General features: G+C 71.0%; 18 protein-coding genes. All 18 read left to right on the top strand.

The window, feature by feature from the left end; all coding sequences use genetic code 11:
- The first annotated feature begins 79 nt into the window (after nucleotides 1–79).
- The 18 genes from ACZ5UI_RS21600 (at nucleotide 80) to ACZ5UI_RS21685 (ending at nucleotide 20,782) form a co-directional block, all read left to right on the top strand.
- Nucleotides 80–856 carry an SDR family NAD(P)-dependent oxidoreductase gene (locus tag ACZ5UI_RS21600; RefSeq protein WP_464190899.1) on the top strand — a complete coding sequence of 259 codons (777 nt, stop codon included), beginning with the start codon at nucleotides 80–82 and terminating at the stop codon, nucleotides 854–856.
- A complete protein-coding gene (locus tag ACZ5UI_RS21605; RefSeq protein WP_464190901.1) occupies nucleotides 853–2,394 on the top strand; it encodes an acyl CoA:acetate/3-ketoacid CoA transferase in 1,542 nt (513 codons plus the stop codon). Before ACZ5UI_RS21600 ends, ACZ5UI_RS21605 begins: the two co-directional genes overlap by 4 nt.
- A complete protein-coding gene (locus ACZ5UI_RS21610) occupies nucleotides 2,391–3,155 on the top strand; it encodes an enoyl-CoA hydratase/isomerase family protein (RefSeq protein ID WP_464190903.1) in 765 nt (254 codons plus the stop codon). Before ACZ5UI_RS21605 ends, ACZ5UI_RS21610 begins: the two co-directional genes overlap by 4 nt.
- A gap of 18 nt (nucleotides 3,156–3,173) precedes the next feature.
- Nucleotides 3,174–4,208: an LLM class flavin-dependent oxidoreductase gene (locus ACZ5UI_RS21615; RefSeq protein ID WP_464190905.1), complete on the top strand. Its 1,035-nt coding sequence runs from the start codon at nucleotides 3,174–3,176 to the stop codon at nucleotides 4,206–4,208.
- 52 nt (nucleotides 4,209–4,260) lie between these two features.
- Entirely contained in the window at nucleotides 4,261–5,202 is a 942-nt protein-coding gene (locus ACZ5UI_RS21620; RefSeq protein ID WP_464190907.1) for a dihydrodipicolinate synthase family protein, read from the top strand.
- A complete protein-coding gene (locus ACZ5UI_RS21625) occupies nucleotides 5,202–6,800 on the top strand; it encodes a GMC family oxidoreductase (protein ID WP_464190909.1) in 1,599 nt (532 codons plus the stop codon). Before ACZ5UI_RS21620 ends, ACZ5UI_RS21625 begins: the two co-directional genes overlap by 1 nt.
- Nucleotides 6,797–7,315 carry a hypothetical protein gene (locus tag ACZ5UI_RS21630; RefSeq protein WP_464190911.1) on the top strand — a complete coding sequence of 173 codons (519 nt, stop codon included), beginning with the start codon at nucleotides 6,797–6,799 and terminating at the stop codon, nucleotides 7,313–7,315. The genes ACZ5UI_RS21625 and ACZ5UI_RS21630 overlap by 4 nt, the downstream gene beginning before the upstream one ends.
- On the top strand, nucleotides 7,312–8,775 hold the full coding sequence (locus tag ACZ5UI_RS21635) for a benzaldehyde dehydrogenase (protein ID WP_464190913.1): 1,464 nt from the start codon (nucleotides 7,312–7,314) through the stop codon (nucleotides 8,773–8,775). The genes ACZ5UI_RS21630 and ACZ5UI_RS21635 overlap by 4 nt, the downstream gene beginning before the upstream one ends.
- Nucleotides 8,776–8,862: 87 nt before the next feature.
- Entirely contained in the window at nucleotides 8,863–9,963 is a 1,101-nt protein-coding gene (locus tag ACZ5UI_RS21640) for an ABC transporter substrate-binding protein (RefSeq protein WP_464190915.1), read from the top strand.
- An 81-nt stretch (nucleotides 9,964–10,044) separates the two neighbouring features.
- Nucleotides 10,045–11,583: a sugar ABC transporter ATP-binding protein gene (locus ACZ5UI_RS21645; protein WP_464190918.1), complete on the top strand. Its 1,539-nt coding sequence runs from the start codon at nucleotides 10,045–10,047 to the stop codon at nucleotides 11,581–11,583.
- On the top strand, nucleotides 11,580–12,593 hold the full coding sequence (locus tag ACZ5UI_RS21650; RefSeq protein WP_464190920.1) for an ABC transporter permease: 1,014 nt from the start codon (nucleotides 11,580–11,582) through the stop codon (nucleotides 12,591–12,593). Before ACZ5UI_RS21645 ends, ACZ5UI_RS21650 begins: the two co-directional genes overlap by 4 nt.
- Nucleotides 12,590–13,597, top strand: coding sequence for an ABC transporter permease (locus ACZ5UI_RS21655; protein ID WP_464190922.1), 1,008 nt, complete (start codon nucleotides 12,590–12,592; stop codon nucleotides 13,595–13,597). Before ACZ5UI_RS21650 ends, ACZ5UI_RS21655 begins: the two co-directional genes overlap by 4 nt.
- A complete protein-coding gene (locus tag ACZ5UI_RS21660) occupies nucleotides 13,594–15,093 on the top strand; it encodes an amidase (RefSeq protein WP_464190924.1) in 1,500 nt (499 codons plus the stop codon). The genes ACZ5UI_RS21655 and ACZ5UI_RS21660 overlap by 4 nt, the downstream gene beginning before the upstream one ends.
- A 36-nt stretch (nucleotides 15,094–15,129) precedes the next feature.
- Complete coding sequence (locus ACZ5UI_RS21665; protein WP_464190926.1) at nucleotides 15,130–16,359, top strand: cobalamin-independent methionine synthase II family protein; 1,230 nt, start codon at nucleotides 15,130–15,132, stop codon at nucleotides 16,357–16,359.
- A gap of 4 nt (nucleotides 16,360–16,363) precedes the next feature.
- Complete coding sequence (cofH, locus tag ACZ5UI_RS21670; RefSeq protein ID WP_464190928.1) at nucleotides 16,364–18,142, top strand: 5-amino-6-(D-ribitylamino)uracil--L-tyrosine 4-hydroxyphenyl transferase CofH; 1,779 nt, start codon at nucleotides 16,364–16,366, stop codon at nucleotides 18,140–18,142.
- Entirely contained in the window at nucleotides 18,139–18,981 is an 843-nt protein-coding gene (locus ACZ5UI_RS21675; protein WP_464190930.1) for a shikimate dehydrogenase family protein, read from the top strand. Before cofH ends, ACZ5UI_RS21675 begins: the two co-directional genes overlap by 4 nt.
- Nucleotides 18,981–19,763, top strand: a complete 783-nt coding sequence (locus ACZ5UI_RS21680) for a 2-keto-4-pentenoate hydratase (protein WP_464190932.1) — start codon at nucleotides 18,981–18,983, stop codon at nucleotides 19,761–19,763. Before ACZ5UI_RS21675 ends, ACZ5UI_RS21680 begins: the two co-directional genes overlap by 1 nt.
- The gene (locus ACZ5UI_RS21685) at nucleotides 19,760–20,782 is read left to right on the top strand and encodes a 1-aminocyclopropane-1-carboxylate deaminase/D-cysteine desulfhydrase (protein ID WP_464190934.1); all 1,023 of its coding nucleotides are present in this window, start codon (nucleotides 19,760–19,762) and stop codon (nucleotides 20,780–20,782) included. The genes ACZ5UI_RS21680 and ACZ5UI_RS21685 overlap by 4 nt, the downstream gene beginning before the upstream one ends.
- Nucleotides 20,783–20,794: the final 12 nt, after the last annotated feature.

Here is a 20,794-nt window from a genome sequence, read left to right on the forward strand (position 1 = left end):
GCGGTTCGGCAAACGCTTGCCGACCAGGAGGAGAGAACAGTTGCACCCCTCGGACAACAGCTGATACGGTCGCCCTCGGATGGAGAGGAAAGCGTTTGCCACGGACGCGCTGGAAGGCCAGCTCGTCCTCGTCACCGGTGCCAGCCGCGGCATCGGCGCCGCGATCGCCCGCGCCTGCGCGGCGGCGGGCGCCGACGTCGCCATCGCCTACCACCAGCAGCTGGACGGCGCTGAGGCGGTCGCCGCCGACGTGCGCACGCTGGGGCGGCGGGCCGAGATCTTCGAGGCCGATTTAAGCGACCCCGTAGCGGCTCGAGCGATGGTCCGCAGCGTCATCGAGCGCATGGGGCCGATCGACGGCTTCGTCAACAACGCGGGGATCATGCCCCAGTCGCCGTTCCTGGAGATCAGCGACGCCGAGTGGAACCTGGTGCTGGCCACCGACCTGACCGCGGCGTTCGCCTGCAGCCAGGCGGTGCTGCCCGGGATGCTCGAACGGGGCAAGGGCTCGATCGTGATGATCAGCTCGCGCCTGGGCCAGATCGGCTTCGCGGGCGTCGCCCACTACGCCGCCGCCAAGGCCGGCGTGATGGCGCTGGCCAAGTCGATCGCCCGGGAGTACGGCCAGCAGGGCATCCGGGCCAACTGCGTCGCGCCCGGCGTGATCGTCACCGACATGACCTCGGCCGACGTGATCACCGGCGAGGTCGGGCGCAAGCGCATGGCCGAGCTGCCGCTGGGCCGCTTCGGTCAGCCCGAGGAGATCGCCAACGCGGTCGTCTTCCTGCTCAGCGACGCGTCCTCGCTGTTCCTGGGCCAGACGCTGGGCGCCAACTCCGGCGGGCTGATGCCATGAAGGTCCTGGACGCCGACGCGGCCATCCGCGAGATCGCCGACGGCGCGACCGTCATCTTCGCCGGCTCGGGCGCGGGCCACGCGGTCCCGCAGAAGCTGATCGACACGCTGGCCGAGGTGTTCAGCGCCGAGGGGCATCCGCGCGATCTGACCACCGTCCGCGTCGTCGGCCTGGGCGACTTCGCCGACCGCGGCTTCTCCCAGCTGGCGCTGCCCGGCCTGATGAAGCGCACGATCGGCAGCAACATCGGCAACGAGCCGCGCCTGGGTGCGCTGGTCGAGGCCGGCGAGCTGGAGTCCTACTCGTTCCCCCAGGGCGTCCTGTCGCTGCTCTGCCGCGAGATCGCCGGCGGTCGCCCGGGCCTGGTCACGCACGTCGGCCTGGGCACCTACGTCGACCCGCGCCAGACCGGCGGCAAGCAGAACGCGCGCACCACCGAGGACCTCGTCGAGGTCGTGCAGCTGCGCGGCCAGGAGTGGCTGCTCTACCACGCGTTCCCCATCGACGTGGCCGTCATCCGGGCCAGCACGGCCGACGAGGACGGCAACCTCACGCTCGAGGAGGAGGCCGTCCGCGGTGACATGCTGGCCATGGCCATGGCCGCCCGCAACAGCGGCGGGAAGGTGATCGCCCAGGTCAAGCAGCTGGCCCCCGCCAACACGCTGCCCCAGCGCGCGGTCGAGGTCCCCGGCGCGCTGGTCGACATCGTCGTCGTCGATCCCGACCAGACGCAGACCTATGCCACGCGGTACTCGCCCTACTACGCCGGTCGCCTGCGCCGTCCGGCCGTCGGCCACGCGCCGGTGCCCTTGGACGTGCGCAAGGTCATCGCCCGTCGTTCGCTACTGGAGTTCGGCGCCGGCGACATCTGCAACCTGGGCTTCGGCATCAGCCAGGGCATCGGCGCGATCGCCTTCGAGGAGGGCATCACCGACCAGTTCATCCTGACCGTCGAGCAGGGCATCTTCGGCGGGGCCCCGGTGGCCGGCAACGAGGGCGGCGCCGGGTTCAACTTCCAGGCCATGCTCGAGCAGCCGTCGATGTTCGACTTCTACGACGGCGGCGGGCTGGACATCACCAGCCTGTCGTTCGCCGAGATCGACCGCTTCGGCAACGTCAACGTGCACGCGTTCCCCGGGCGCGTGCGCGGGCCCGGCGGCTTCCCGAACATCTCGGCCCGCACCGGGCGCATCAACTTCGTGGGCACGCTCAACGCGCGCGGTCTGGACCTCGGCTTCGACGACGGCCGCCTGCAGATCCGGGCCGAGGGCTCGATGCCCAAGTTCGTGCCCGACGTGCAGGAGATCTCGTTCTCCGGCGAGCAGGCGCTGGCCCGCGGGCAGCAGGTGCGCTACATCACCGAGCGCGCGGTCTTCGAGCTGCGCCCCGAGGGCGTGACGCTCATCGAGATCGCCGAGGGGCTCGACGTCCAGCGCGACGTCGTCGACCAGATGGGCTTCGCTCCGATCGTCGCCGAGGACCTCAAGCCGATCGACCCGCGCGTGTACCGCGACGAGGTCATGGGGCTGGCCCGATGATCACCCTGACCCCCGGCGTCGTCGCGGTCATCGAGCTCGACAACGGGCCGCTGAACCTCGTCGACGTGGCCGCGATGGAGCAGCTGCACGAGGCGCTGGACGCGGTCGCGGCCAGCGGCGAGACCCGCGCGGTCGTGCTGGCCGCCACCGGCGAGCGCGCGTTCTGCGCCGGCTCGGACGTCAAGGAGTTCGAGGGCCTGCACAAGCGCGTGGCCCAGGGCAAGCTGCTCTACGAGAAGTACGTCTACCGGATGCTGGCCGAGTGCCCGCTGCCCACGATCGCCGCGCTCGAGCACGACGCGCTGGGCGGCGGCCTGGAGCTGGCGCTGTGCTGCGACATCCGCATCGCCGCCGAGCACGCGCGGCTGGGCATGCCCGAGGTGCGCCTCGGCGTGATGCCGGGCAGCGGCGGCACGCAGCGCCTGCCCGCCGTCGTCGGCCCGGCCCGGGCCAAGGAGCTGATCTTCACCGGCGAGCTGATCGACGCCGCCGAGGCCGACCGCATCGGCCTGGTCAACCGCGTCGTGCCGGCCGGCCAGGCCCGCGCCGCGGCGATCGCCATGGGCGAGACGATCGCCCAGCGCGGCCCGATCCCCGTGCGCGAGGCCAAGCGCCTGATCGAGCACGCCCATGACTTCGACATCGACGCCGGCCTCGCGGCCGAGCTCGATGCGTCGGACCGTGTCTTCGCCAGCGAGGACATGCTCGAAGGCCAGCGCGCCTTCTTCCAAAAGCGACCGCCGGACTTCTCCGGAACCTGAGGGGAGACAGCACACACCATGGAGAACATCGACCGTTTCGGGGTCTTCCTCCCGACGTACATCTGGGAGGACGACGGCCCCGAGCGGGCCGCCAACATCAAGACCTTCGCGCGCCGCGTGGAGGAGCTGGGCTTCGACTCGCTGTTCGTCACCGACCACCTGCTGTCGGCTCCGCACTTCTACTCGTCCTCGTTCCTGGAGCCGCTGAGCACGCTGGCGGTGGCCGCGGGCGTGACCGAGCGCGTGCGCCTGGGCACCTCGGTGCTCGTGCTGCCGACGCGCAACCCGGTCGTGCTGGCCAAGGAGATGTCGACGCTGCAGTACCTGTCCAACAACCGCTTCATCCTGGGCGCGGGCGTGGGCTGGAACCAGAAGGAGTTCCTGTCCACCGGCGGCGACAAGTCCCAGCGCGGCAAGCGGACCGACGAGATCCTGGACATCATCGTGCCGCTGATGGCCGGTGAGACGCTCACCTACCACGGCAAGCACTTCCAGATCGACGAGATCTCGATCGAGCCGCGCCCGAGCATCCCGCCGGAGATCTGGATCGGCGGCGGCTCGCAGCTGGCCAACCCCAACTCGCCCGACAAGCCGATGCTCGTGCCGGCCGTCAAGGAGCGCATCCTCAACGCCGACGGCTGGATCCCCCGCCCGACCTGCCCGCCGGAGGACCAGGCGCGCGACTGGGAGGAGATCAAGGAGGGCCTGGCCGAGCGCGGCCGCACGCCCGAGTCGCTGACCGTGGCCCACGAGAACTTCATGCACTTCGTGGACACCAACGACTCGGCCAAGGCGCGCGCCGAGCAGGGCCCGGCGTTCCTGAAGGTCATGTCGACCAGCCGCGGCCAGGACTACCTGGAGTCGGTCTACCTGTTCGGCACGCCCGACGAGATCGTCGCGCAGCTGCAGGCCCGCGTGGAGGCCGGCATCGGCTACTTCATGCTGCACACGATGACCCCGGACGTCGACCAGCTCGACATGTGGGTCAAGCACATCGTGCCCAACGTCACGTTCCCGGCCAACGCGCCCACCGGGCGTCGCGTGGCGGCTTGACCGCTCTCCGAGCCATCGAGTAGAAGTAAGCCGAGAGAGGAAAACGATTGCCGTGTCACTGAACCTTGATGGGCTGATCCCCGCGACGGTGCTCCCGATGACCGCCGGCGGGGTCATCGACGAGCCCGCGCTGCGGCGCTACATCCAGTGGATCAGCCCCCAGGGTCCAGTGGCCCTGGCCATCAACGCCGACACCGGCGAGGGCCCACACCTGACCCATCAGGAGAAGTGCCGGGTCATCGAGGTCGTCGGCGAGGAGACCGATCTGCCGATCGTGGCCGGCGTGGCCGGGCCGTTCCAGACGCAGGCCGTGGCCCAGGCCCGCGACTACCAGGCGGCCGGGGCCAGCGCGCTGCTCGTCTTCCCGATCTCGGCCTACATGAGCCAGCCGCTGGACCCGCGGATCCCGGTGGGCTACCACGAGGCGATCTCCGAGGTCGGCCTGCCGATGATCGCCTTCCAGCTGCAGCCGATGCTGGGCGGCGTCAACTTCGAGGCCGACACCCTCAAGGCGCTGATCGAGATCGAGAACGTCGTGGCCATGAAGGAGGCCTCCTTCGACGCGCGCCGGTACCTGGACACGTTCCGGATCGTCGAGCAGGCGGCCAAGTACCAGTCGGGCGAGTTCACCTACCTGACGGGCAACGACAACTTCATCCTGGAGTCGTTCATGCTGGGCTGCACGGGCGCCCTGATCGGCTTCGGCGCGATCATGACCCGCGAGCAGGCCGACATGATCGACGCCTGGAACGACGGGCGCATCGACGAGGCGCGCGCGCTGGGCAAGCGCGTCCAGCGCCTGGCCGACGTGATCTTCGACGCGCCGGTGGCCAACTACCGCGCCCGCACCAAGGAGGCGCTGCACATCCTCGGCGTCCCGGGCCTGGAGGACTCCTCCGTGCGTCCGCCGCTGATCGGCCTGGACGACGCCGAGAAGCAGCGGCTGTCCGACGTCCTGGTCGAGGTCGGGTTGATGGAAGGGGTGACCGCCTGATGGGCGAGAAGGTCGATGTCCTGATCGTCGGGGCCGGCGCGTCCGGCGGCGTCGTGGCCAAACGGCTGGCCACGGCGGGCATGTCCGTCGTGTGTCTCGAGCAGGGCCACTGGCACGAGCTCGACGAGTTCCCCGCGCCGCGGCCGGAGTTCGAGCTGATGGCCCGCAAGCAGTGGGCCCACAGCCCCAACGACCGCGCGCTGCCCCAGGACTACCCCGTCGAGGAGTCCGAGTCCGACATCGCCACGCTGATGTTCAACGGCGTGGGCGGCTCGCTGATCCTCTACGCCGGCGACTGGTCGCGCCTGCACCCCTCCGACTTCTGCGTCAAGACCCAGGACGGCGTGGCGGACGACTGGCCGATCTCCTACGAGGACCTGCGCCCGTACTACGAGCAGACCGACTACGAGTTCGGCGCCTCGGGCCTGGGCGGCGATCCCGCCTACCCCGACCCGTTCGAGCCGCCCTTCCCGCCGCTGCCCATCGGCAAGCCGGCCCTGAAGATCGCCCGCGCCCACACGAAGCTGGGCTGGCACTGGTGGCCGGGCACGAACTCGGTCCTGTCGGTGCCCAGCGAGGGCCGCCGGGCCTGCGCCCAGTGGGCCGCCTGCCTGCACGGCTGCCCGGAGGGCGCCAAGGCCAGCACCGACCACACGCACTGGGGCCACGCGATCAACGACGGCGCCACGCTGATCACCGGGGCGCGCGTGACGCAGGTCACCACCGGTCCCGACGGTCGGGCCACCGGCGCTGACTACGTGACGCTGGACGGCGACGAGCGCCACATCGACGCCGACGTCGTCGTCCTTGCGGCCAACGCGATCGGCACGGCGCGGCTGCTCCTGCTGTCGGGCGGCGACGACGGCCTGGCCAACTCCAGCGGCATGGTCGGGCGGCGCCTGATGGTCCACCCGTTCGCCAACGTGCTGGGGCTGTTCGACGAGCCGCTGCACTCCTGGTACGGCCACGTCGGCTCCAAGATCGTCTGCTACGAGTTCTACGAGAGCGACGACTCGCGCGACTTCGTGCGCGGGGCGAAGTGGTCGCTGGCGCCGACCGGCGGGCCGATCAACAACGCGCTCCCGACGCGTGCCGGCAAGGCCACCTGGGGCCCGGACCACCACCTGCACATGCGCCGCTACCTCGGTCGCGGCGCCTCTTGGGGGATCTTCGGCGAGGACCTGCCGGATCCCGAGAACCGCGTCACGCTGGACCCGACGCTGACCGACTCCTCGGGGCTGGCGGCGCCGAAGGTGACCTACCGCGTGGGCGACAACTCGCGGCGCTGTCTGGACTTCCAGATCGCCCGCGCCCGGGAGTCGCTGGTCGAGGCCGGCGCCTACCACATCGAGGAGGAGCGGCTGATGCGCTACTCCGGCTGGCACCTGATCGGCACGGCGATGATGGGCAACGATCCCGCCACCTCCGTGGTCGACGGCTGGGGCCGCGCGCACGACGTCGACAACCTGTACATCGTCGACGGCAGCGTGTTCCCGACCTCGGGCGGCGTGAACCCGACGAGCACGATCGTCGCCTTCGCCGCACGCACCGCCGACCACCTGATCGCCACCCGCCGCGAGCAGAGGAGCGCCGCATGAGCGAGACCGTCAACGACGCGCATCGCGACCAGCTGCGCGCCTTCGCCGACGTGCTGATCCCCGCCGCGCACGACATGCCGGCGGCCAGCGAGGTCGGCGTGGCCGACCGCCAGCTCGACAAGGTGCTGGCCGTCCGCGACGACCTGACCGCCCCGCTGCTGCGGGCGATCGCGCAGGTGGACCCCGCCGACCACGAGGGCTCGCTGGAGATCCTGCAGCGCGACGACCCCGAGGCGCACGACGCGCTGCTGCTGGTGATCGTCGGCGGCTACTACATCGACCCCGACGTGCGCCGGCGGCTGGGCTACGACGGCCAGGTGCCGACCGAGGTGCGTCCGGAGATCATCCCCAACTACGTCGAAGAGGGGCTGATCGAGCCACTCTTGGCGCGTGGGCCTGTCTATCGCGCGGTTCCCGGCGGTTCCGGCTTGACAAGCGGATCATCGATTACTGATGATCTGACCCAGGAGAGATCTGTGTTGACGACGGACGAGCACGGAACGGTGGGCGCATGAGCGCCCTCGCAACCCCCACCGAGTGGGACGGCCAGCTGTACAGCAGCGGGTGGCGTTCGGCCGAGGGCGGGACCGTCGACGTGCGCGAGAAGGCCACCGGTGACGTGCTGGCCACGGTCGGGCTGGCCGGGGCCGCGGACGTGCGCGCCGCCTGCGCCCGCGCCGCCGCCGCCCAGCCCGAGTGGGCCGCCACCTCGTTCGAGGAGCGCGCCGCGATCCTGCGCCGGGCGGCCGAGATCCTCGACTCCCGCAAGGACCAGGTCGTCGAGTGGCTCGTGCGCGAGACCGGCGAGATCCGCGCCCGCTCGACCCACGAGCACCGCATCTCCGTGGGCGAGATCCGCGAGGCCGCCGCGCTGACCGGCCAGCCCTACGGCGAGCTGCTGCCCACCACCGAGCGCGGTCGGCTGAGCTTCGCCCAGCGGGTGCCGCTGGGCGTCGTGGGCGCCATCACGCCGTGGAACGCCCCGGTGATCCTGGGCATCCGCGTGATCGCGCCCGCGCTGGCGCTGGGCAACGCGGTCGTGATCAAGCCCGACGCGCAGACCCCGGTCACCGGCGGCCTGCTGCTGGCCTCGATCTTCGCCGAGGCCGGTCTGCCCGACGGCCTGCTGCACGCGCTTCCGGGCGCGGCGGAGGCCGGCGAGGCGCTGGTCACCGACCCGCACACCCGGCTGATCTCGTTCACCGGCTCGACGGCCACCGGCCGCCGCGTCGGCGAGCTGGCGGGCATCAACCTGAAGAAGGTCTCGCTCGAGCTCGGCGGCAACAACGCGCTGATCGTGCTCGACGACGCCGACATCGACGGCGCGGCCTCGTCCGGGGCGTGGGGCTCGTTCCTGCACCAGGGCCAGCTGTGCTTCTCGACCGGCCGCCACCTGGTGGCCGAGGGCGTCGCCGCCGAGTACCTGGACGCGATCACCGGACGGGCCGAGGCGCTGGCCGTCGGGGACCCGTGGCGCGAGGACGTCGCGCTCGGGCCGATCATCAACGAGCGTCAGCTGAACAACTTCGACACGATCGTGCGCGACACGGTCGATGCGGGCGCGTCGCTACGGACTGGCGGCACCCACGACGGGCTGTTCTATCGGCCCACCGTGTTGGAGGGCGTCACCCCGGCGATGCCCGCGTTCGAGAAGGAGATCTTCGGTCCCGTCGCGGCGATCACCACCTTCGCCAGCGTCGACGAGGCCGTGGAACTGGCCAACCAGACGGAGTACGGGTTGGCTGCCTCGATCTACACGTCGTCCATTGGACGTGGAATGGAGATCGCCCGATCGATGAAGGTCGGGATGGTGCACGTCAACGACACGACGATCAACGACCAGGCGATCGCCCCCTTCGGGGGGTGGGGTGCGTCTGGCAACGGCGGCCGGTTCGGCTCCGTGGCCAACTGGGAGGAGTTCACCCAGTGGCAATGGTGCACGACCCGGGATTCACCGCCGCGCTTTGCCTTCTGAGGAGGAGGCCCTCAGGGGTCCCACTGGAGGAGTCGGGGAGTACGCAGGAGCATGTTCCACCGAGGTGAGGAGAGCAGGATGGAGAGTATGAGGAAGTGGGGCACCAAGTGCCTCATGATCGGCCTGGGTGTCGGCGCCCTCGCTGTCGCCGGATGCGGCAGCGGTGACGACAGCACGGACACGGGCTCCGCCAGCGCAAGCGGCAGCAGCACCGGCAGCAGCACGGCCAGCGGCAACTCCGACAAGAAGTACGTGATCGGCGTCAGCAACACGCTCGTCGGCAACGGCTTCCGCGAGGAGATGATCTGCTCGATCAAGGCCCAGGCTGCGGCCAGCGGTCAGGTCAGCAAGGTCATCGTCCAGAACCAGAACGGCGGCGCGCCGGAGCAGATCGCGGCGATCCGCAACCTGATCTCCGCGGGCGCCAACGCGATCATCGCCAACCCGGCTGATGCCGCGGCGCTGAACCCGGTGATCCAGCAGGCCAAGCAGAAGGGCGTCGTCTTCGTCGCCGTCGACCAGGCCGTCACGTCGCCGGACGCCTACATCGCCACCAACGACCAGAAGAAGTACGCCGAGCTCGGCGTCGACTGGCTGGCCGAGAAGCTCGGTGGCAAGGGCAACATCGTCGAGATGCGCGGCGCCAAGGGCGTCCCCGCGGACACCGACCGCCACGAGGGCTTCATGGAGGCCCTGAAGAAGTACCCGGACATCAAGGTCGTCAAGTCGGTCTACAGCAACTGGGACTGGCCGACGGGCTCGAAGGAGATGCTGAACATCCTGCAGTCCGGCGAGCAGGTCGACGGTGTCTGGACGTCGGGCATCGACGCGATCATCGTCGACGCCTACAAGACGGCCGGCAAGCCGCTGGTGCCGATCGTCGGCGCCGACAACAACGGGTTCATGAAGCAGATCATGAACGACCCGGACGTCAAGGATAAGGGCGTCATGATCACCAACCCGGCCATCATCGGCGGCGTTGGCACGAAGATCGCCATTGACGCGCTCAACGGCGACAACCCCGAGAAGGTCACGACCCTGACCCCCGAGGTCTGGGACTCGTCCAACGAGGCCGATTGGAAGTCGAACTACGACCCCAAGCTGCCGCCGACCTACTCGGTGACCATGTCGATCCCGGGCAAGACGGACTTCACCCCCGAGCAGCTCAAGAGCTGCGAAGGGCCGTGAGCCGTCGCTGACCCGACTCCCCGTACCCCCAAGTGCCGGACGTCCGAAAGGGCGTCCGGCCGTGGGGCCGGTGACCCCGTAATGAGCCTTCTTTCCGTACAGAACATCGCCAAGAGCTACGGCCCCGTCGTGGCCCTGCGCTCGGTCGACCTCAACGTCGAGCCGGGCGAGATCCACGCGCTGCTGGGCGCCAACGGCGCCGGCAAGAGCACCCTGGTGAAGATCCTCACCGGCGTGATCGGCGCCGACCGCGGCGAGATCCGCCTGGCCGACGCCCCGCTGTCGGTCTCCTCGCCGCTCGAAGCGCGCCGCAAGCGGCTGTGCCCCGTCTTCCAGGATCCCGCCCTCGTGCCGGACCTGACCATCCACCAGAACCTGCGGCTGACCGGCGCCGACACCAAGAAGGTGCGCGCCGCGCTGCGGGAGATCGAGCTGGACATCGATCCCGACGAGCTCGTCGCCGACGTCCCGCTGGCCATGCTGCGCATGATCGACCTGGCTCGCGCCATGACCTACGACCCGCAGCTGCTGCTGCTGGACGAGATCACCGCGGCGCTGCCGTCCGATCTGGCCGAGCGCGTCTTCGTCGTCGCCCGCCAGGTCAAGGAGCGCGGCGGGTCGGTGCTGTTCGTCTCCCACCGCCTGGCCGAGATCACGATGCTGTGCGATCGCGCCACCGTCCTGCGCGACGGCCGCGCCGTCGGCACGCTCGACTCGACCAAGGGCGCCGAGGACCGGATCGTCGAGCTGATGCTCGGCGAGTCCGCGCAGTCGCTGACCGCCGAGGTGCAGGAGGCCGCCAGCGAGGCGGTCGTCGACACCTCCGGCCCGGCGGCGCTGACCGTCACCGGCCTGCAGGTCGATCCCGAGTACCCCGACGGCGTCGACTTCGACGTGCGCGCCGGGGAGATCGTCGGCGTCGCCGCGCTCGAGGCCCAGGGTCAGGAGCAGCTGTTCGAGATCCTGGCCGGCATGTCGCGGGCCAAGAGCGGCCAGATCGAGCGCGAGGGCAAGCAGGTCAAGTTCCGCGATCCGGCCGACGCGATCCGCCAGGGCATGGTGCTGGTGCCCGCCGACCGCGTGATGGCGCTGCTGCCCGATCGGCCGATCCGCGAGAACATCGCCGCGCCGCTGTACTCGCCGGCCAAGAAGTGGGGCGTGTTCAACGCCAAGGCCGAGCGCGCGAGGGTCGACGACGCGATCGAGCGCCTGCAGGTCGACACGCGCGCCTCGCGCGCCGCGCGCCGCCTGTCGGGCGGCAACCAGCAGAAGCTGACGATCGCCCGCTGGCTGGCCGCCGGCTTCGAGGTGCTGCTGTGCTTCGACCCGACGCGCGGCATCGACGTCGGGACCAAGCGCCAGATCTACGCGCTGCTGCGCGAGCTCGCGGCGCAGGGCTCGGCCGTGCTGCTGTTCACGTCCGAGCTGACCGAGATCCCGCTGGTCTGCGACCGGGTGGTCGTGCTCCACCAGGGCCGCATCAGCGACCGCCTGCCCGCATCCGAGGCGACCGAGGCCCGCCTGCTGCGTTCCGCCCACGGCCTCGTCGAGGCGGAGGCGACGGGCACCACCCACTCGGCCGACCGACCCGCCAACTACGTCCCAGGGGTGGTCGAATGAGCACTGCTACCGAGACTGCTCCGCCGCCACAGAGCGGCGGTGCCGGCCTGAAGTGGCGCCGAATCGTCCAGCGCCAGGCCTGGACCGTGGCGGTCATCGGGATCCTCGTGGTCCTGCTGATCATCGAGGCCAACGTGGCCCCGAACTTCACGTCGTTCGACGTGCAGTCGCTGGTCATCGCCGCGCTGCCGCTGGCCTTCGCCGCGATGGCCCAGAGCGTCGTGGTCATCTCGCGGGGCATCGACCTGTCGGTCGGCGCCGTGATGGCCCTGACCAACGTGATCGCGGCGTCGCTGATGGAGGGCAAGACCTCCCTGGGCTCCGCGCTGGCCATCTCCGCGCTGGTCATCGTGATCGGCGTCGTGATCGGCACGATCAACGGCATCACGGTCGTCGGCTCCGGCGTGCCGGACATCATCGCCACGCTGGCCCTGGGCTTCGTGTGGTCGGGCGTGGCCCTGATCGTGCTGGCCACGCCGGGCGGTGGCTCGCCGATCGACTTCCAGACGCTGTCGACCGGCTCGTCGGTGTGGGAGTGGATCCCCAACGGCCTCCTGATCCTGGCCGGTGTGTTCATCGTCGTGTGGATCCCGCTGCGCTCGCGCAAGCTGGGGCTGGCCATGTACGCCGTGGGCAGCGACCGCGTCGCGGCCGAGCTGAGCGGCGTGCCGGTGGCCCGCACGCGCATCCTGGCCTACACCTTCGGCGGCCTGTTCGCCGCGCTGGGCGGGTTGGCGCTGACCTCCACGACCGGCATCGGCAGCCCGCTCTCGGGCGACTTCTACACGCTGACCTCGGTCGCCGCCGTGTGCATCGGCGGGGTCAGCCTGGCGGGTGGTCGCGGCGGCCTGCTGGGCCCGATCATCGCCGCCTTCATCCTGTCGGCCGCCGTCACGGTGCTCACCTTCCTCGGCGTCGACGCGAACTACGGACAGGTCATCCAGGGAGCGCTGATCGTGGCGGTCGTCATGCTCGGCGGGCTCCTGCTGAAGAAGCGAGGTTCCGCGTGAGCGTCTCGGCTCCCGCGCCGCAGGTGGAGACGCCTGCGACGTTCGACCGCGCCAAGCGGCTGCTGATCGACCAGCCGCTGATCATGCTGGGCGTGATCCTCGTGCTGCTGGTGATCGCCTGCACGATCACCAAGTCGAGCTACTTCTCGACCGGGCAGCTCGGCGCGATCCTGCGCTACGCGGCGCCGCTGGCCATCATCGCCGGCGGCCAGACGCTGGCCATGCTGACCCGGGGCATCGACCTGTCGATGGGCGCGACGGCCACCGCCGCGGCCTACGTGATGGCCTCCAACGCCAGCGACGGCACCGTCAAGGCGGTGGCGCTCGGCCTGCTCGTCGGGCTCGTCGTCGGCCTGGTCAACGGCATCGGCATCGGCGTCTTCCAGGTGCAGCCGCTGATCATGACCCTGGGCATGGCGGGCATCGTCACCGGCCTGCTCACCGTGCGCGCGGCCGAGAACCGCACCGGCGGCACCGACGTGCCCTCGTTCGTGCGCAAGATCGGCGGCGAGCCGCTGTTCGGGAAGGGCTCGCTGGACTTCATCCCGACCAGCCTCGTCGTGTGGATCGTGATCGCGGCGATCCTGATCTTCGCGTTGCGACGGTCGGGGTACGGCCGCATGCTCTACGCCTACGGCAACAACCCGCAGGCCATGCGCCTGGCCGGCATGCGGGCGTGGCAGCTGCTGACCGGGACCTACGTGATCATCGGCCTGCTGGCCGCGATCGCGGGCATCCTGCTGGCCGGTCTGATCAACGCGGCCGACCTCGGTCTGGCCGACTCGTTCCTGCTGCCCTCGGTGGCCGCGGCGGTGATCGGCGGCACGTCGATCTTCGGCGGCATCGGCACCTACTCGGGCACGATCATGGGCGCGTTGATCCTGACCGTGCTGGACTCGTTCCTGACGCTGCTCAACGCGGACGATTCGATCCGGCAGATCCTCTACGGGCTGATCATCCTGCTGCTCGTCACGTTCTACGCGCAGGTACAGCGGCGGGCATGAGCGCGTCGGTGTCGTCGGAGCTGGCCTGGACGTCGGCGACCGAGCTGGCGCTGCTCATCCGCGAGCGGCGCCTGTCGGCCACCGAGCTGATGGACGCGACGATCGCGCGGATCGAGGAGCGCGACCCGTCGATCACCGCGTTCACGTTCCGGGCCTTCGACGAGGCGCGCGCGGCGGCCCGGGCCGCCGACGCGGCGCTGGCCGCGGGCGCGCCGGTCGGCGCGCTGCACGGGGTGCCCACGGCGATCAAGGACCTGTTCGACTTCAAGCCGGGCTGGCCGGCGACGCTGGGCGGCATCGCCCGCCTGCACGACCACACGGTCGACGCGACGTGCATCTGGGCGCAGCGGATGGAGGAGGCCGGGGCGATCGTCATCGGCAAGACCAACAGCCCGCCGATGGGCTTCCGCGCCACCTGCGACAACCCGCTGTTCGGGCCGTCGCGCAACCCGTTCGACACCACGCGCAACACCGGCGGCTCGTCGGGCGGCGCCGCGGCCGCGGTGGCCGACGGCCTGCTCTCGTTCGCCGAGGCGACCGACGGCGGCGGCTCGATCCGCATCCCCGCGTCCTGCTGCAACCTGTTCGGCTACAAGCAGTCGACCGGCCGCGTGCCGGGGCTCAACCGCCCCAACGCCTTCTCGATGCTGACGCCCTTCTGCTACGAGGGCGTGGTCACCCGCACGGTGGCCGACGCGGCCCTGTGGCTGACGCTGATCTCCGGCCCCGATCCGCGCGATCCGCTGTGCTTCCCGTTCGACGACGACCCGCTGGGCGCGCTGCAGCGCCCGCTGGTCGGCACCCGCATCGCGTGGGCGCCGACGCTCGGCGGCTTCGCCGTCGATCCCGAGGTCAGCGCCGTGTGCGCGCAGGCCGTGGCCGCGCTGGCCGAGGCCGGGGCGATCGTCGAGGAGGTCGACATCGCCTGGCCCGCGTCGCAGAACGAGCTGGCCGAGCTGTGGGGCCGGCTGATCACGCCGCTGAACCTCGAGGGGCTGGAAGGCCTGAAGGCCGGCGGGCATGACTTCCTGGGCGCCCATCGCGACGAGCTGCCCGAGGCCTACCTGCGCTTCATGGACCAGGGCCTGGAGGCGCGCACGATGGACATCAGCCACGACCAGATGCTGCGCACGGCCTGCTTCGACGCCATCCAGGCCGTGTTCGCCGACCACGACCTGCTGGTCAGCCCGACGCTGGGCGCCCTGCCGCCGCTCAACAGCGCGGTCAAGGGGGAGACGGTCGGGCCCAGCCAGATCAACGGGGTGGAGGTCGATCCGGTCATCGGGTGGACGCTGACCTTCCCGTTCAACTACTCCGGGCATCCGGCGGCCTCCGTGCCGGCCGGTCTGGCGCACGAGCGCCTGCCCGTCGGCTTGCAGATCGTCGGGCCCCTGCGGGGCGACGCCGACGTGCTGGCCGCGAGCGCCGCGCTCGAGCGTTGCCGCCCGTGGCAGGAGGCCTACGAGCTCTGCGAGGCGCGACCGCTCGCGCAGTAGTCGGTCCACATTCAGAAGAGGAGAGGAGAGTCAGTCATGGCGTTCACCGCCACGAAGGATCTCGTGCTGCCTGCGACCGTCACCGGATCGTGGCCGCGGCCGAGTTGGTTCGACCAGAACCTGTGGGGCAAGCCCCTGAGCTCGGGGATGCTGGACCCGAAGTACCGCGAGCAGTTCACCGACGCGCTGTCGGTGGTCGTCTCCGATCAGGAGCGCGCGGGCCTGGACCTCGTCACCAACGGCGACTACTTCCTCGACGCCGACTTCGCCGGCAGGTCCTGGCACCACTACCCGCTGCAGCGCTGGAAGGGCCTGGAGTTCGACGAGCTCCAGCCGGTCGAGGCACCGCAGGACTGGCTGCGCGAGTACCAGCCGGGCACGCTGCTGCACGAGATCTACACGTCGTGGCGGTGGCCGATCGTCACCGGGAAGATCGAGCACAACCCGCGCAACCAGCTGGAGTACGCCAAGCTCTGGCGGCTCACGCAGGCCCGCGCGAAGAAGCCGGTGAAGTTCGGCACGGTCTCCGCCCAGGTGATGGCGCTGTTCCTGGACAGCCACACCGACGTCTATCCCAAGGCCGACGACAAGAAGAAGCAGATCATCTGGGACATGGCCACGGCCATGAACCTGGAGCTCCGCCGCCTGGCCGCGGCCGGGTGCGAGGTGATCCAGGTCGAGGAGCCGACGATCCACTTCATGGCGGCCTTCTTCAAGGACGACAAGGAGACGCTGGACTTCCTGGTCGACGCGATCAACCACGAGATCTCGGGCCTGGAGGACGTCGAGGTCTGGATCCACACCTGCTGGGGCAACCCGATGATGCAGCGGGTCTACGACGACAGCTCCTACGCCAACGCGTTCGAGATCTACCTGGACCGCGTCAACTGCGACGTGTGGACGGTGGAGATGCACGACCGCCACAACGCCGAGATCGACCTGTTCGCGCCCTGGAAGGGCAAGACGAACAAGAAGATCGCCATCGGCGCGGTCTCGCACCGCTCGCTGCAGGCCGAGCGGCCGCCCGAGGTGGCCGACAGCATCCGCACGGCGCTGAAGTACATCGAGCCCGAGAACCTGATCCTGTCCTCGGACTGCGGGTTCGGTCGCCAGGGCGCGGGTCGCACGGTCGCCTTCTACAAGGCGGCGGCGCTGGCCATGGGCGCGAACATCGTGCGCAAGGAGCTCGGGCTGCCGGAGACGTACATCCCGGCGGCCGACGAGAACCTCGTCATCGACGTCGTCCCGTCGAAGTTCGAGGAGTAGGACGGTGCGACGCGTCACCTTCTCGCGCAACGTGACGCTGTCGCTCCCGCACGCGCCGGATGCGGTGGAGTCGAGCATCGACGCCGCGGCTCGCCGCGGCGTCAAGGAGCTGGTCGTGCTGGCCGGCGACGTGGACGACGTGCTGTGGGCGTGCGAGCGGGCCTTGGAACGCGGCCTGCTCGTGCACGCCGACCTCGGGGCGCTGTCAGCTGAGGATCTCGCGCGGCTGCGCGAGGTGACAGCGTCCCTGGGGTTGGCCTTCGATCACGACACGGTCCGGGCCGCCGGTCAGCTGCGGATCCCGCTCACCGTCGCGGTCGACGAGGCGTGGGCGCTCGAGGCGCTGGCCGCGGGCGAGCATGACCACGTGCAGGCGGTGAGCGTGGGCAGCCCGGCGCTGGTGGCGCTGGCCCAGGAGCTGCTGCCGGACGTGGCGATCCAGGTGCCGTCGCCGGACCTGATCGCCGCCGGGGGGACCGATCTGGGCGGCGTCGCGCACCCGCATCAGCTCCGCAAGCAGCTGCAGCCGCTGGGCTACGCGCTGACGGAGCGGTTGGCGGCCCATCCGCCGTATCTGGACCCCGAGTGGCTGGCCCAGGGCGTGCTCGACGTGGTCAAGACGAAGTACTGGTCGTTCATCCCGCGCAAGGGCTCCGGCCGCCGCGACGAGCGGGCGATCCGGACCGATCTGGTGGCTGGGGCGATCGCCAAGGGTCGTGAGGGCGCCTGGTTGTCGGAGGATGAGCTGACGGCGTTGTTTGCGGAGACCAGGCCGGAGGCGATCGAGGACATCCGTCAGGCGGCGGATGAGCTGCGCGCGGAGTTGGCGGGCGACACCGTGACCTACGTGGTCAACCGCAACATCAACGTGAGCAACGTGTGCATCGTCGGGTGCGCGTTCTGTGGGTTCGGGCAGGGCAAGCGCTCACCGGATGCCTATCAGCATCCCGAAGAGGAGTTCCGGGCCCGCATCCGCGACGCGGTCGACTACGGCGCCAGCGAGCTGTGCATCCAGTCGGGCATCCATCCGGATTGGTCGTTCGACGACTACCTGTCCTATCTGCGCATCGCCAAGGATGAGGCGGCGCATCTGCATCTGCACGCGTATTCGCCGATGGAGATCGCGCACATGCAGGACATCAGCGGGTTGCCGTTGAGCGAGATCTTCGCCCAGCTCAGGGACGCCGGCCTGGGTTCGACGCCGGGGACGGCGGCGGAGGTGCTGCATGACGGGGTGCGTCAGCGCATCAGCCCGAACAAGTTGCCGGTGGCGCGGTGGGTGGAGGTGATCGAGGCGTCCCACAACGCGGGGTTGCGGTCGACGTCGACGGTGATGTTCGGGCATATCGAGGAGCCGTGGGAGCTGGCCGAGCACATGCGCGTGATCCGCTCGTTGCAGGAGCGCACGGGCGGCTTCACCGAGTTCGTGCCGCTGAGCTTCATCCCGTTCATGACCTTGCTGGGCCGCACGCACGGGGTGGAGGAGATCTCCCGGGAGGAGAACCTCAAGCACACCGCCGTGTTCCGCCTGGCGTTGGGCAAGACGATCACCAACCTGCAGGCCTCCTGGGTGAAGATGGGCGTCGAGACGGCGACCGAGTCGCTCAGGTGGGGCGTCAACGATCTCGGCGGGACGCTGATGGAGGAATCGATCTCGCGTCTGGCCGGCTCCTATCACGGCACCAAGCTCGATCCGCCGCAGTTGATCGCCGCCGCCCACGCCGCCGGCCGCCCCGCCGCCGAACGAACCACCCTCTACGAACCGGTTGGAGTGCCCGCATGACCCGTCGCGTCGCCCTCATCGGCAAGCCCCTGCGCCGCCGCCACTCGAAGGTCATGCACGACGCGGCCTTCGACGCGTACGGCATCGACGCCCGCTACGAGCTGCGCGAGATCGACCCCGGCGACCTGGCCGCGTTCGTCGCCGAGGTGCGCGATCCCGCCTGGTTCGGCTTCCAGGTGACCGCGCCCTACAAGCGCGACATCATGGCCCTGCTCGACGAGGTCGAGCCGCAGGCGGCGGCGATCGGTGCGGTCAACAGCGTCCTGCGCCGCGACGACGGGGCGCTGGTCGGGTTCAACACCGACGCGCCCGGGTTCGCCGCCGCGGTGCAGCGCGACCTGGGCCGCGACTTCTCCGGCGCCCGCGTCGTCGTCGTCGGGGCCGGCGGCGCGTCCCGGGCCGCCGTGCGGGCCGCGCTCGACGGCGGGGCGACGGAGGTGCTGGTCGCCGGCCGCCGCCTGGCCTCCGCGCAGGAGCTGGCCACGGAGGCCGGGGCGCCGGCCACGGCGATCGCGCTCGACGACCCGGCGCTGGCCCAGGCGCTGCACGACGCCGACCTCGTCGTCAACGCCACCACCGTGGGCATGCTCGATCCGGGCACGCCGATCGACCCCGAGCAGCTCGGGCCCGGCGCCGCGGTGTTCGACCTCGTCTACGTCCCGCCCGAGACCGAGCTCACCCGCGCGGTGCGCGCCCGCGGGCTGCCCGCGGCCAACGGCGCGGAGATGCTCGTGGCCCAGGCCGAGATCGCCTTCGAGCGCTGGACCGGCGTGGCCGGCGCCGACGTCGTCATGCGCGCCGCCGTCGCCCCGCTGATCGCGGAGGGCGGTGCAGCGTGATGCACCCAGCGACCGAGGCCGACGCCGTGGCCGACGCGCTGTGGCGCGCCCAGGCCGACGGCACGCGCGTCCCGCCGCCCAGCGAGACGCTGCCCGAGCTGGACCTGGACGGCGCCTACGCCATCCAGGAGGCGCTCGTCGACCGGCTGATCGCCGCCGGCCAGCAGCCGATCGGCTGGAAGGTCGGCATGGCGGGGATCGTCGGGCGCACCGCGCAGTCGCCGCCGCCGATCTACGGCCGCCTGCTGTCGGGCATGGTCGTGCCCGACGGCGGGACGCTGTCGGCCGAGGCGCTGCACGAGCCCTTCGCCGAGGGCGAGATCGCCTTCGTCCTGGGCCAGCCGCTGAGCGGACCGGACGTGACCACCGCCGACGTGCTGGCCGCGACGGCGGGCGTGCGCCCGGCGATCGAGGTCTTCGCCCGCCGGCTGGACGCGGCGGCGACGGAGACCGTCGACATGGTGGCCGACAACGCGCTCTGCTCGCACGTCGTGCTCGGGGAGACGGTGACCACGGTGGACTGGCTGGACCTGCGGCTGACCGGCCTCGTCCTCAGCCGCGACGCGGAGATCGTCGCCACCGGCGCCGGCGCGCAGGTGCTGGGAGATCCGGCGCGGTCGGTGGCCTGGCTGGCCAACGCGCTGGCCCAACGGGGCCAGTCGCTGGCCGCGGGCGACGTCGTCATCACGGGCGCGGTGGCCGGCGCCCACGCGGCGACGCCGGGCAGCACGTACCTGGCCGAGTTCGACCGCCTGGGCTCCGTGGAGGTGCGCTGCGCATGACCGATCCCCTGACCACCGCGCTGGCCGAGCTGCCGCGCGCCCGGCTGGCCACGCTGCCCACGGCGCTGGAGGACGGGCCGCTGCTGCCCAGCGGCGCGCGCCTGCTGGTCAAGCGCGACGACCTCACCGGCCTGGGCATGGGCGGCAACAAGGCGCGCAAGCTCGAGCTGCTGTGCGGCGCCGCGCAGGCCGCCGGTGCCGACGTGCTGGTCACGGTCGGCGCCGAGCAGTCCAACCACGCGCGCATGACCGCGGCCGCGGGCGCGATCCTGGGGCTGGAGACGCACCTCGTCCTCGGCGGCGATGCGCACGCCGAGCCGACCGGCAACCGGCTGCTGGGCGAGCTGTTCGGCGCGGTCGTCCATCAGCCCGGCACCGACGACTGGGAGGCGCTCTCGGCCGAGCTGACCGGCGTGGTCGCGCAGCTGCGCACCGCCGGGCGCACGCCGTACGCGATCCCGATGGGCGGCAGCACGGTCACCGGCGCGCTCGGCTTCACGGCGGCGTGGCGCGAGCTGCGCGGCCAGCTGGATGAGCGCGGTCTGCGGCCCGCGGCCATCGTCCACGCGAGCTCGACCGGCGGGACGCACGGCGGGCTGCTGGCCGGCGCCGCCGCCGACCGGGCACTGGGCGATCCCGGCCCGGCGATCCTGGCCATCGAGGTGGCCAAGGAGCCCGGCCGCGACCTGGCCGCCGACGCGCGCGAGCTGGCCCACGCCGCGCTGGCCGAGCTGGGGCTGGCCGGCGGCGAGCACGTCCCCGGCCTGCTGGAGCTCGATCAACGGTGGCTGGGGCCGGGGTACGCGGTCCCCAGCGTCGACGGCGACGCGGCCATCCGCTGGGCCGCGCGGCACGGCGGCTGGGTGCTCGATCGGACCTACAGCGGCAAGGCGTTCGCGGGCCTGCTGGGCAACGACGCCGACGGTCGCTTCGGGCCCGGCGACACCGTGGTCTTCTGGCACACGGGTGGCCATCCCGCCGTCTTCGCCGACGGTGGCGCTCCCAGGATCGACGGTTAGGATCGCGCGCTC

It is taken from the genome of Conexibacter sp. JCM 18997 (assembly GCF_055391915.1).

Bases quoted from the DNA above. Each gene is read 5' to 3' on its own strand.
- ACZ5UI_RS21640 (WP_464190915.1), top strand. From the start codon at position 8,863: ATGAGGAAGTGGGGCACCAAGTGCCTCATGATCGGCCTGGGTGTCGGC.
- ACZ5UI_RS21600 (WP_464190899.1), top strand. From the start codon at position 80: ATGGAGAGGAAAGCGTTTGCCACGGACGCGCTGGAAGGCCAGCTCGTC.
- ACZ5UI_RS21680 (WP_464190932.1), top strand. From the start codon at position 18,981: ATGCACCCAGCGACCGAGGCCGACGCCGTGGCCGACGCGCTGTGGCGC.
- ACZ5UI_RS21665 (WP_464190926.1), top strand. From the start codon at position 15,130: ATGGCGTTCACCGCCACGAAGGATCTCGTGCTGCCTGCGACCGTCACC.
- ACZ5UI_RS21630 (WP_464190911.1), top strand. From the start codon at position 6,797: ATGAGCGAGACCGTCAACGACGCGCATCGCGACCAGCTGCGCGCCTTC.
- ACZ5UI_RS21650 (WP_464190920.1), top strand. From the start codon at position 11,580: ATGAGCACTGCTACCGAGACTGCTCCGCCGCCACAGAGCGGCGGTGCC.
- ACZ5UI_RS21660 (WP_464190924.1), top strand. From the start codon at position 13,594: ATGAGCGCGTCGGTGTCGTCGGAGCTGGCCTGGACGTCGGCGACCGAG.
- ACZ5UI_RS21635 (WP_464190913.1), top strand. From the start codon at position 7,312: ATGAGCGCCCTCGCAACCCCCACCGAGTGGGACGGCCAGCTGTACAGC.
- ACZ5UI_RS21615 (WP_464190905.1), top strand. From the start codon at position 3,174: ATGGAGAACATCGACCGTTTCGGGGTCTTCCTCCCGACGTACATCTGG.
- ACZ5UI_RS21685 (WP_464190934.1), top strand. From the start codon at position 19,760: ATGACCGATCCCCTGACCACCGCGCTGGCCGAGCTGCCGCGCGCCCGG.
- ACZ5UI_RS21605 (WP_464190901.1), top strand. From the start codon at position 853: ATGAAGGTCCTGGACGCCGACGCGGCCATCCGCGAGATCGCCGACGGC.
- ACZ5UI_RS21610 (WP_464190903.1), top strand. From the start codon at position 2,391: ATGATCACCCTGACCCCCGGCGTCGTCGCGGTCATCGAGCTCGACAAC.
- ACZ5UI_RS21675 (WP_464190930.1), top strand. From the start codon at position 18,139: ATGACCCGTCGCGTCGCCCTCATCGGCAAGCCCCTGCGCCGCCGCCAC.
- ACZ5UI_RS21645 (WP_464190918.1), top strand. From the start codon at position 10,045: ATGAGCCTTCTTTCCGTACAGAACATCGCCAAGAGCTACGGCCCCGTC.
- ACZ5UI_RS21625 (WP_464190909.1), top strand. From the start codon at position 5,202: ATGGGCGAGAAGGTCGATGTCCTGATCGTCGGGGCCGGCGCGTCCGGC.